The sequence below is a fragment of the Photobacterium iliopiscarium genome, from assembly GCF_003026395.1.
GTDB classification, from domain to species: Bacteria; Pseudomonadota; Gammaproteobacteria; order Enterobacterales; family Vibrionaceae; genus Photobacterium; species Photobacterium iliopiscarium.
The window spans coordinates 310616-322410 of sequence record NZ_PYOO01000001.1; the positions used below are offsets into that span (position 1 = coordinate 310616).

Here is an 11795-nt window from a genome sequence, read left to right on the forward strand (position 1 = left end):
GACATACGTCCTATTCAATACACCGTGAATATTCTGACATCCGCCGCTTCATCAAACCTTTTAGCTTTTTACCTCCGCCATAAATCCAGCGAGATAATTGCATACAAGCTTGTGGCAATTTCCCAGATTTAACATATATTGATATTTTTGTTTCTGTAAGATCTTTATTCTTTAAAAATCGTTTACAGCCAGTATTAAAAATAAAAGAAGTTAAAGCGTCATACTGTCCCTGTGTTATTTGATTATCACCAAGAACGTTATTCAAACAATATTCTGCTTGCTGAATATTTAACACCCAATCCTTTGCTACTTGTTTATTGTCTATAATATTTTTTGTTATATTATGAATATTACCAATACCATTTGTTTTATATCCCGCAGGACAATGATAAGCATCTAACCTACAACCTTCATAGTCTCCTATTAATTTTAATCCTTTATATGTTAATTTTAATTTCCCTTGGCTCTCTCCAGCAATAATTACATTTCCGATGGGTAATGTACTATTGTTAACTCCGCCATCACCAAGGAGTGCTATAACAGCAGTAATTGAGCATAAAATTGGTCTTAACTTACTCATGGATAAATATTCCTTTCTCTCTAGCTATTTGCTGCATAACTTTCTTATGCCAATAACTCAACGATAAAGCGAATATCCCCATAAAGAGTGAAATAATCAAAGACCAAGCTTCTATTGTCATGAATTGAAAATGACCAATGATAAGATAAACAACAAATATCATTTTATTTATTAACCAATCCAATAACTCATACATCTTATAATTCCTTGTTTAATCAGAGTAAATGAGGATCCCCTCCCCCAAATTTCTATCTCTAATGATGTGAGTTTCAATATTGATATTTCTGGTCACTCCAACGTTTTACTTGATGCGGTGATTATTATTCATTTGAAGATTTGATGCATCATTTGTCGTTATGATGTTCTCGGAAAACAGCAAGAATCCGAATATATCCGAATAACACTTTGCCATTTGAGATAAAAGAAAGGGTTTTATGACAGAATTACGTAATTAGCGGACATCTCATTAACTAAAAAACAGCAGATTAACGTTAATTACGGTAGGTAAAACTATCATTCCTATAAAAGTAAAAATTTGAGCTTATCTATGTCGAGCTAAATGCTCATCATGATTTAGCTCTTTATGGGTAATGACATTGTTTATATAAATGATTCTTGAATTTTTACCTTCACTATTAAGCAGGTAATTCAAATGGCAATGCGTATTCATTGTACTCAGTGTGGCGGAAAAGCACGTATCAATAAAACAAACTGGTTTTCAAATGCTGCAGCAGACTTATATTGTTCATGCTCTGATCCCGAATGTGGACATACTTTCGTTATGTCTTTAGGTTTCAGTCATACCATTAGTCCGTCTGCAAAAAATGTAAATGACCTTGTTATTGCATTAGTCAAAACAATGCCACCAGAAAAAGTGAAAGAGCTTCATCAAATGCTAACGATCTAACCTCATGCGGAACGTTTTATACGTTCCGCTTTTATACTCACAAAATCACAATGCATATCTAAATCATTTATATGTTTAGGATTGTACGGGGAATACCGTAATCTCTCGCTTTTAGGATGTATAAGATTAACTATCACATCACCACTAAAAATAAATGACTACAAATTGATACATATACCAATACCCTCTATATAAACGAGTCAAATGTGACAAAACACCCTAAAATAATATGCTATAAGTTTCACCAATGTTCCTATCTGAGCAAATTTACACACCAACACATAAACTAAATGTATAATTAATAAAAAATACATTAGCCGAACATTATGCTTAAGATAGTCACCCGCGCGTATTATCATCGGCATTAGAGGCTTAATCTGTTGTTATTCCATTACCTTGATAAGGTTGATAGTTCAAAATGAAACCTAATCCGATACATAAATCTCATATTCCTACTATTTCTACCTATTCATATCTCGGTGGAAAAGCCGTCACATCTAAATTATGTTCAGTATTAGAGGTTGATGAGTATCAAGATCTTGCTGATGTTTTTGGGATTCCACGAGGCACCGTCTCTACATGGCACTCAAGAGAAACAACACCGTTTGAAATCGCTATTCGATCTCACTTAACGACAGGGGTGTCATTACGGTGGTTATTATTAAATGAAGGTGATGCTTTTCCAGCAATGACTAATAATGAAACAACATCCAATGTATTAATGTTGCCTCATTATCAGTTAAAGTCAGGTGAACTCACTGCGCTTCCTGCCCTTTCTTTTGATCCAGCATTAATTCAACATGCTAATACTGAATCTCACCACTTTATGGCGCTACAAACCGCGTCAAAAACCATGATCATCGATCAGAATGATACTTTACCGATCAGCGGCAGTTATTTAATTACTATTGATAACTTAATGTCGATTAATGACATTCAACGTTTACCGGGTAATCAGCTCGTATTACATTATGGTCAATCTTCTATCGCTATTGCTCAAGCAGACATCAATATCATGGGTAAAGTTATCATTTCTATAAACCATATCTAAATAGACCCTGATTGTTGCTTACCGATAAAAACAAAAAAGGCGATCCGAAGATCGCCTTATATATTTATCTCTTAATTAATTAGTTACTCTCTATGCTTTTTGCACTTCAAGCTCTAACGTTTCTTCTTTCTGCTTCATTATATCGTTAAATACTATCCGTGCTTCTTGAGCTAATTCAGATGCTTCAAGTTTCGCTTCTTTAGCAGCCATCGCCTCTGCTGTTAGGCGGTGCAATTCTTCTGCTAATTCTTGAGGTACATCACCAGAGTCAATACCACTATCACCACTTGCTAATGCTTGGGCACGAATTGTTTTCTTGATCGTCCAGATTGCATTCAATGCATCACGCTCAGTATTAGCCGCTTCAATCGCTATATCTTTTAATTGTTCAAATTTCGCAAGCGCCATACCTTCGGTTGACCATGGATCAACATCAGGCAATTCTTCAATATTAATGACTGGATCTTCGTAACCATCTTGATTTCTTAAATCTAGTGACGCTGCTTTTACCGCTGAAATCATTAACATGACTGTGATGAATAACAAAGGTAAACCACCCACAATAGCCGCCGTTTGTAATGTTTCCAATCCCCCCATAAACATCAATACTGATGGCATAAATGACATTGCAAATGCCCAAAACAAACGGTTCCAACGCATAGGTTCTTCTGTAACATCATTTTGAACAACTGAAGCAAGAATGTATGAGATTGAGTCAAAGGTTGTTGCGGTAAAAATCAAACATAACAGTGTAAATACGGCAATAACAATGGTACTGAATGGCAATTGTTCAAGAATAGAGAAGATAGCTTTAGTTGCGCCATCTGCATTCAAAATACCAACAACATCCAGAGCACCTGATAATTGTAGTGATAAACCGTAGTTACCCAGCACCATGAAGAAAAGGAAACAACCCATCGAACCGAAGAAGATAGAGCCCGTCACCATTTGCTTAATTGTACGACCACGAGAAATACGAGCGATAAATAAGCCCATGCTTGGCGCAAAGACTAACCACCATGCCCAGTAGAAAATAGTCCAATCTTGTGGGAAGTGTGTATCTTCAAATGTACCATAACCACCGAAAGGTTCTGCCCAAGTTGCCATGATGAAGAAGTTAGATAGCATACGTCCCAATGAATCGAGGCCTGTTTCTAACATGAAAATCGTTGGGCCAGCAATAAGAATAAAGGCAAGTAAGCCTAATGCTCCCCAAAAGTTAATGTTACTCAGAACTTTAATGCCTTTTTCCATACCAGCATAAGCAGAGTATCCAAAGATACAGGTACAGATAAGCAATACTATAATCTGTGTTTCTGTCGTCTTAGGCGTGCCAAATAGATAATGTGCACCTTCAGTAATCAATGGTGCGGCCAAACCTAATGTTGTAGCACCGCCACCTAATAATCCAAAAATAAACAAGACATCAATAACTTTGCCAATCCAACCATGGCTACGCGCTTCACCAATAACAGGCATTAATGCAGCCGACACTTTTAATACAGGTTGTTTACGTACGTAAAAGAAATAAGCAATAGGCACGGCGGGTACAAGATAAATACACCATGCAATAGGTCCCCAGTGGAAGACGCCATAAGTTGCAGCCCAGCGTACCGCTTCTTCACTTCCAGGTTCTAATTGAAATGGTGGACTTTGATAATAATAAGCCCACTCAATAGCACCCCAGTACAAAATACTGGCACCGATACCACCACAAAATAACATCGCAGCCCAGGATGCGGTTTTAAATTCAGGTGCTTCATCCGCATCACCTAATTTAATTTGGCCGATGTCAGAAAAAACAATATAGATCATAAAGAAAAAAGCAGCCATACCAAGCGCTAAATATAAAAAACCCAGAGTATCTGTCATAAACGTTTTAGCAACGGCAATCCACTCTGCACCTTCTTTAGGAAATAAAAGAAGCGGAACTACCACCAAAATCAGCATTGTTAAGGCCCCAAAGAATGTGGGCTTATCAATTAATTCGAAATTTTTACGTAATGTATTCAAACGATATCCTTACTGCTATATATCATCCATGAAAAGTTACATATATGATGTTCTTTTAACACTAATCATACAAATAACATCCGCAATGGTAACGATGAATTTTTTTTATCAATACAAAAATCATCAGTTATTTGAACAAATACGATCTCTTTGATTAATTTACAATCATAAAAACCACATCTAAGTTACAAATAGAAACAAATAATAAAATTATATGCTAATTAACTTTAATATTAAGAATAACATATGCGCTCAATGTAATATTAATAGTTAAATCTATGGATATTTAACAACAAAGAATCCATTACGTTATTATCTATTCTCTTATGGTATGGATAACATTGGTGCATAATTTAAGCACCATCATTATAATTTGAAATAATTAATATTTAACCTTACTCGCATTATTTAAGTAACGTAAATAGACACATTACTTCCCACGTGATTTTTAATTTAAATAAAAAGTAGTAAAAATGACAATTAAATAGAAAAAATGAGATTTAGTTACAACTATAGCGACTATTTTTAGTGTCTTATTATAAAAGTTAAGTACAATAGGCAAAATTACTTTTATTTAGAATTAATAACATGATTGAAACTCTTTTAAATCTACGCTCTTTAAGAGCTCAAGCGCGTGAAATGTCTATTGAAGATCTACAAGAAGGTCTACAAAAGTTCACCCAAGTCGTTGAAGAACGTCGCGTGGAAGAAGAAGCAGCTAAAGCAGAAAATAAAGAACAAGAAGCAAAACTGCAGAAGTACCGCGATATGCTTGCAGCAGAGGGAATTACACCTGAAGAATTAATCGCATTAATGGGTGATGCTCCAAAAACAAAGAAAAAACGTGCTAGCCGACCAGCTAAATACAAGTTTGTTGACGAAAACGGTGATGAGAAAACGTGGACAGGCCAAGGCCGTACACCGAAAGCATTACAACAACTATTAGATAATGGCGACGCGCTAGCAAGCTTCGAAATCTAATTTAGATAAAACTTATTTATATTTAATTAAGTTAATGATTAATAAACGCTCGTTGTATAAAACAATGAGCGTTTTTCTATCAATAAACAATTAAAAACAATCGTTTCATTGCTATAAACTTATTTGTTTTCAGCAGCTTGTTGTTCAGGCGTGTCATTTCTAGTCGTAAATAATTTATACGTCATAATAATAATAACTAATGCCTTAATAACCATCATCTGGGGATTACCAAAATACCCCACCATCCCAACAAAACCAGATAACAACATCAATATGCGGTATTTTTTTAATTCCGTCATATATAAAGCAATAACAATAACACCTAAATCAACAAACTGTAATCCAACCGCTAACGTTGGCTCTGCAATAAACGCATTAATCGCGACATAAACAATGTATGATATGCCAATAACCATTACCGCAGCTAATAATTGAATAATGATTTTCGCAGTTTGAGTGAAATCTTTAAAATATCGATATAAATTAATCGCTGTAACCGATAGATTAAGAATAACTTTTGGCCACCACCCCATCAAAACTGACCATATAGTATCATTTGTGGCAGAAGCAAAAGCAGCATAACGTGTCACTTTCATCGTGTTAAATATAGTGATTAATATATAAAACACCACTGATGTCCATCCCAATACATCCTTTAATAGATCAATCACAGCAATATCTCTCAACATACCATTAACGATTAATGGTTATTTTAATATTAATATTTAACGTATATCCATATATATGGTGGAATAACACTAAAATTTTAGTGAATAGTATCATATGACATTCTATTATTACATCAAGCCATTAGCTTAATTTAATCTTCTTATCACTCCATTTTTTATAAAATAACACCTACGTCTATATTATTTATTCTCTCTTAAATTAAATCCTTATAATAATTAATATATTGACACTCTGTTTTAAAACGATCGCTAAAGCACTAAGCTAAAATTGGCAATATTTATAAGGTTTCTAGGATTAAATGTCTTATGTCTATGATATAAAAAACCGCCAATTGACTAGCGGTTTTTAAACTACTCTATTCATCTATATTTAAATCAATGTGTTATCTAAGAAATAATCGGTATTAAAACTTGATTGACACATGGTTAACACTGAAGCAGCTAATCTTAATGCCATATTGATCGAATCATCAGATTCATTACAAGAACGTAATAGCAAAATATGATTATTTAAACAACTGTATCCTTTATTCACTAAACATGCAGCAATACAGGCATAGTAGTAACTTGTTATATCTTCAACATCTAATTCTTTTAAAGGCGCTAATTGCATTGCATTGGTTGTATTACACGTTAAATCAATATGATGCATTGCCATATAATAAGTATTCGTCGCGGCCATTCTAACGACTGCATGATGAATATCTTTACGATTAATAATCGTTATATCACCAACAAGATGTTGAATAGTTTGTAATACTTTTTTATTTTGAGTTGCAAGCGCCGCAGCATAAACAATATACTGCATTCTATTAGTGGATAATAATGATTGGCGAGATATTAATGCATTCAGTAATTCTGCATGTTCATCTTTTTTATCGATAGTTGACATAGCAATACTCCTAAACTTATGAATGATAATGATTTTATCATCAAGGATATAAGTTCATAATATGCTCATCAATATAAAGCGCAATCTACAGATATGGAGCATAACTCTGTATTTATGATCAATAGATCAAAAAATAAAAAAGATGACAATCGTCATCCCTTTGCTAATTTGAATAAAAATAATTAGTTTTATGCTGGAACTGAAAACAACATCTCTAAATCATAATTATCATTCGCCAATACACGTTTTAAGCGAGTAAGATTTTTTATTTGTAATTGTCTGATCCGTTCTCGTGTTAATCCAACAGCATCTGCAACTTCTTGTAATGTTTGCGGTTCATGGCCTAATAAACCAAAACGGCGACAAATAATTTCACGATCTCGTTCTGTTAACGTAAATAACATTTTTTTAGTGATAATTTGAAGATCATTGCTATCTAATTCTTGCTCTAAATTAGACGTTTCATCAGCAACAAAATAGGATAATGAATTATTATCATCTTCATTTAATGTTTGCTCAAAAGATAAAACATGCTGGTTATTTGTCATTAAAAATGAAACATCACTGACATCACGCTGTAAATAATCAGCAATTTCTTCTGGTGAGGGTTCATTGTTATTTTTTGCCATTAAATCACGGTGAGCACGTAAAATAGTATTTACTTCTTTTGATACATGCACGGGTAAACGAATAGTACGACTTTGGTTATGAATGGCACGCTCAATCGTTTGTTTAATCCACCACGACGCATAAGTAGAAAACCGAAAACCTTTTTCTGGATCAAATTTTTCAACGGCGGTAATTAAACCGATATTGCCCTCATCAATCAAATCACTCAATAATAAAGTAGAAGCTCGATATTTTTTAGCTAAGCTAACAACAAGACGTAAATTAGATTCAATAAGAACACGTTTCGCTTTTTCATCACCCAATAATGATTTACGACTATAAAGAATCTCGTCTGTTTTTGTTAACAACGGTTTAAATGATATATCATTCAAATAAAGACGAACCACATCATTCTCAAATATTACTTCTTTCATACATCATCCTTGAGTACCAATTGTTGCCCATAAGTTGCATGTTAATTCCATTTTTATCCATTGTACAACAAATGATTACAAAAATTTAACTTAACGCAAGTAATACCGTTTAGACAGCAAAGAACAACCTTAATAGTTATTTCCTATGTATCAGATATCCGCGTAAGGTATAATCTTTGCTATCGTAAATATAAAAATAACAGAGTAGTTTCTTTATGTATCCCTTCATAAAAAAAACAATCATCGTCACCCTTACTGTAGGTACACTATTTTCAACCGCAGCAAATGCAACAGATTCAATTGTTGTTCAATCTTGTGTTAATAATCAAAATTATGATGAGCAAGGCCTTATTGATTGCCTACAACAAGCAACAAAAAATGCTAAAGAGCAAGTTTATAACTTTACCAATCAAGGTGAGATTTATAACAAAAAAATCACGAATCAATGCCATAACCAAAAAGCAGCCATTGATAAAGGACCTATTATTAGCAGCGATAATGCTAAATTAGCACAGTGTTATGCCAATGCATGGTCAGCGGCACGTGATACTCTTCTTGGTGAAAAATACAACGTAAAATTAACAACTCATGTTTATAAGGATAAGTAATGAGACAATTATCTGATTATCAACAACAAATTCAGTCATTAATTTGTAATAATGAATATTCATTGCCACAAGCCATCTCAATATTAAGAGCATTACTTGAAGATATTGAGAACAATGATGCAATTACAGATACAGCCATGCATATTGAGTGAATTAAAATCCACACATTTAACCGCCGTTAAAATAAATTAACATCAACGGTTATAATATCATTATCAATATATGACTCAATTTCTTGGTAAAGAAGTTGAGTTGCAGGATCTTGCATTTTTTCATAATTACTGACGAGATAATAACTCGGAATTTTATCTTGTATAATATTCATATCAATAGCTTCTATAAGAACGCCTTGCTCTAAATACGACTCAATAAAAATACGATTTACAAATGCAATCCCAATTCCCTGTATTGCCGCTTCAATCGCATGCATTGAATTCTGAAAATAGATCTTACTTTGATTTGGATGAGATTTAATATGATTGTTCGCTAAAATTAAATCCCATTGAATTAACCTATTTGTTGTTTCGATCAAAGTACTTGTAAATAATAATTCCATCGAATTTTTTGTAATGGGTTTATCAATATAATCAGGGGCACAAACAGCAACCATCTGTTCTTGGAACAATAATCGACAATATTTTTCATTTGGCTTATCAATACTATAACGAATTGAAATATCTATTTTTTCTTTATTTAAATCTAACATCTCAATGGTATCAACAAAAACAACAGAGATATCATTTTCACTTAAATAAGTATAATTAATTCGCGGCAATAACCACTTATTTAATAAAGTAGGAGGTATCGATACTGTTATTTTCTGCGTTTTTGTAACAAAGCCAATATCTGTTGTCGCCTGATCTAGATCTCTTAAAATCAAACCAATACGGTTAAAATAACGTACTCCCGCGTTAGTTAGTTTAATACCACGATGCTGTCGAATAAATAATTTTTGACCTATAAATCCTTCAAGAGTCTGAATCTGATGGCTCACTGCACCTGGTGTGACAAATAATTCTTCAGCTGCTAGCTTAAAACTTTGTAACCTTGCAGAGGCTTCAAAATAAATAATACCTTTTAAAGGGGGAAATGATCTCACATTTAATCCTTAAGTGATTTTTTCTCAACTATCGATGCAGTTCTATTGATTTGAGCTATTGTAACTAATAACACATTATATGTAGAAGATATTTCATTCTACTATTTAGCATGATGAAACATTAGAATAACATTCATTTTAACCATCCATAGGCATAATAATGAAAATTAAAACAATCACTGTGGCGCTGCTTTTTGCTCTACCTACTTTTATGTCACAAGCCGCAATGACATTAACCAGTCAAAATATTACCAATAATCAAACATTAAATAACCAGCAACTGTTTAACCAATGGGGCTGTACAGGTAAAAATGAATCACCACAATTAACGTGGACCGATGTTCCAGCGGGAACGAAAAGTTTTGCAGTAACCATGTATGATCCAGATGCACCAACAGGAAGTGGTTGGTGGCACTGGAGTGTGATCAATATTCCGGCTGATGTACATTCACTTGTTGAAGGAGCTGGTACTGTTGGTGGTAAAGCACTACCAAAAGGTGCAAGTATGGTAACAAATGACTTTGGTTTTAAAGGCTTCGGTGGCGCATGTCCACCGCCAAAAGCTAAGCCACATAATTATCAAATTACAGTTTATGCATTAAATACTGCCAATATTAAATTACCTGAAAATGCATCACCCGCATTAGCCGGTTATAACATTCTTGCCCACGTTATTGGTAAAGCTCGCCTTATCGCACCAACAAATGCACGATAATAACAATTAGTGTATTGAAGCCACTTTACTAAGAGTGGCTTTTAACCATCGACTTCTTAGATATATCTCTCTACTGCCTCCTAATTATAAGTAATTTATACTTCATCATCACCAGATACCGCTTATCATTCTGTTTATTCATTCAATGTAAAATACAGCTACCATTCATATACAGAATACAATACCATTAAAAAACACATTGCACTCACAAAGGAATAACATGCAATATTGGAAGGAACTTCATCTAACAAATCAAACAATAACGGGCATATCATCATCAATTAATGTCGTTTATCCACCAGAATTTGAATGTAATATACTCGATGAAATACAATCTTTAAAAACGACTTATCATTGCCCACAGATATTTAAGAGAGCTGTTATTAGTATAATTTGTGCTTATGATGGTCGATTAGTTAGTTTTACTCAAAGTAACAACTAATATTATGCTTTGATTATAATTAAGATGTTATATCAAATAGGTAAAAGTATTTCGAACGAAAACAGTGCAGGAAATGATACATTAGCAGAAGAAATTAACGCGGTGATTAAATACAAACCCCAGATACTACAAAAGCGTAAATAACAGAGTTATTTACGCTTTTATCAAATTTTATAGATTAACTATAAAATTATAGAGCTACAACGTTTGCAGCTTGAAGACCTTTTTGGCCTTGCTCTACTTCAAAAGACACTTTCTGGCCTTCAGCAAGAGTTTTGAAGCCTTCAGAAGCGATTGCACGGAAGTGAACGAATACGTCAGCGCCGCCATTGTCTTGAGTAATAAAACCAAAACCTTTCTCTTCGTTAAACCACTTTACTAGACCAGTTGATTTGTTAGACATGATGTGTCCCTTATATAAATTCTTTAAAATTATCGCAAAATGCGATGCACTGAAGCTTGAGTTACTATATATGACGATGAAAAGCGAAGGGAAACACTAGCTTACACAACAATAACGAAGATGCTTCTAAGGGTTTTTCTTTAACTTAATTCTCAATCAATAACTCTAGCTACAGAGTAAGCATATATTGTCATTAAACTATGTGTTTGTAAAGTTTTTTATAGGTCCGCTTTGGCAACCGTATAAAAAGAAAGCACCACTATCAGCAACCATAGTTTCATCTGGCTATAAATAATAACAGTAATAATAAAATCAAGTTATTATGACCAAATTATAGCCAAGAAAAAAGGCAAAATATCTGCCTTTATACTA

General features: G+C 33.6%; 14 protein-coding genes. 6 read left to right on the forward strand and 8 right to left on the reverse strand.

Annotated elements, in window-relative coordinates; genetic code table 11:
* Nucleotides 1–10: 10 nt before the first annotated feature.
* Together C9J51_RS01350 and C9J51_RS01355 are read right to left on the reverse strand one after the other, a co-directional pair.
* Nucleotides 11–580 carry a lysozyme gene (locus C9J51_RS01350; RefSeq protein ID WP_045036319.1) on the reverse strand — a complete coding sequence of 190 codons (570 nt, stop codon included), beginning with the start codon at nt 578–580 and terminating at the stop codon, nt 11–13.
* Nucleotides 573–776, reverse strand: a complete 204-nt coding sequence (locus tag C9J51_RS01355; protein WP_045036318.1) for a hypothetical protein — start codon at nt 774–776, stop codon at nt 573–575. Before C9J51_RS01355 ends, C9J51_RS01350 begins: the two co-directional genes overlap by 8 nt.
* 462 nt (nt 777–1238) lie before the next feature.
* On the opposite strand from C9J51_RS01355, the gene C9J51_RS01360 reads away from it, so the two are divergent.
* Together C9J51_RS01360 and C9J51_RS01365 are read left to right on the forward strand one after the other, a co-directional pair.
* On the forward strand, nt 1239–1487 hold the full coding sequence (locus C9J51_RS01360) for an ogr/Delta-like zinc finger family protein (protein WP_045036336.1): 249 nt from the start codon (nt 1239–1241) through the stop codon (nt 1485–1487).
* A gap of 418 nt (nt 1488–1905) precedes the next feature.
* Entirely contained in the window at nt 1906–2538 is a 633-nt protein-coding gene (locus tag C9J51_RS01365; RefSeq protein WP_045036317.1) for a helix-turn-helix domain-containing protein, read from the forward strand.
* A gap of 90 nt (nt 2539–2628) precedes the next feature.
* Here C9J51_RS01365 and C9J51_RS01370 read toward each other — a convergent pair whose 3' ends face one another.
* Complete coding sequence (locus C9J51_RS01370; protein ID WP_107236466.1) at nt 2629–4551, reverse strand: BCCT family transporter; 1923 nt, start codon at nt 4549–4551, stop codon at nt 2629–2631.
* A gap of 579 nt (nt 4552–5130) precedes the next feature.
* Here C9J51_RS01370 and C9J51_RS01375 point away from each other — a divergent pair.
* On the forward strand, nt 5131–5532 hold the full coding sequence (locus tag C9J51_RS01375; protein WP_045036316.1) for an H-NS family histone-like protein: 402 nt from the start codon (nt 5131–5133) through the stop codon (nt 5530–5532).
* A 119-nt stretch (nt 5533–5651) separates the two neighbouring features.
* Here C9J51_RS01375 and C9J51_RS01380 read toward each other — a convergent pair whose 3' ends face one another.
* From C9J51_RS01380 to rpoS, 3 genes are all read right to left on the reverse strand, one after another.
* Nucleotides 5652–6221, reverse strand: coding sequence for a hypothetical protein (locus C9J51_RS01380; protein WP_045039422.1), 570 nt, complete (start codon nt 6219–6221; stop codon nt 5652–5654).
* 370 nt (nt 6222–6591) lie between these two features.
* Complete coding sequence (locus C9J51_RS01385; protein ID WP_045036314.1) at nt 6592–7113, reverse strand: hypothetical protein; 522 nt, start codon at nt 7111–7113, stop codon at nt 6592–6594.
* 188 nt (nt 7114–7301) lie between these two features.
* Nucleotides 7302–8156, reverse strand: coding sequence for an RNA polymerase sigma factor RpoS (rpoS, locus tag C9J51_RS01390; RefSeq protein WP_107236465.1), 855 nt, complete (start codon nt 8154–8156; stop codon nt 7302–7304).
* Nucleotides 8157–8371: 215 nt separating this feature from the next.
* Between rpoS and C9J51_RS01395 the strand changes: the two genes are divergently transcribed.
* Together C9J51_RS01395 and C9J51_RS19425 are read left to right on the forward strand one after the other, a co-directional pair.
* Nucleotides 8372–8764, forward strand: coding sequence for a hypothetical protein (locus C9J51_RS01395; protein ID WP_045036312.1), 393 nt, complete (start codon nt 8372–8374; stop codon nt 8762–8764).
* Nucleotides 8764–8916 (forward strand): hypothetical protein, encoded by a 153-nt coding sequence (locus C9J51_RS19425; protein WP_156137064.1) that lies wholly within the window; start codon nt 8764–8766, stop codon nt 8914–8916. The genes C9J51_RS01395 and C9J51_RS19425 overlap by 1 nt, the downstream gene beginning before the upstream one ends.
* Nucleotides 8917–8942: 26 nt before the next feature.
* Here C9J51_RS19425 and C9J51_RS01400 read toward each other — a convergent pair whose 3' ends face one another.
* The gene (locus tag C9J51_RS01400; protein ID WP_045036311.1) at nt 8943–9863 is read right to left on the reverse strand and encodes a LysR family transcriptional regulator; all 921 of its coding nucleotides are present in this window, start codon (nt 9861–9863) and stop codon (nt 8943–8945) included.
* Between the two features lie 160 nt (nt 9864–10023).
* Between C9J51_RS01400 and C9J51_RS01405 the strand changes: the two genes are divergently transcribed.
* Nucleotides 10024–10578, forward strand: coding sequence for a YbhB/YbcL family Raf kinase inhibitor-like protein (locus C9J51_RS01405; RefSeq protein WP_045036310.1), 555 nt, complete (start codon nt 10024–10026; stop codon nt 10576–10578).
* Between the two features lie 632 nt (nt 10579–11210).
* Here the strand turns inward: C9J51_RS01405 and cspE are convergent.
* Nucleotides 11211–11423, reverse strand: a complete 213-nt coding sequence (cspE, locus tag C9J51_RS01415) for a transcription antiterminator/RNA stability regulator CspE (RefSeq protein ID WP_036791338.1) — start codon at nt 11421–11423, stop codon at nt 11211–11213.
* Nucleotides 11424–11795 lie beyond the last annotated feature (372 nt).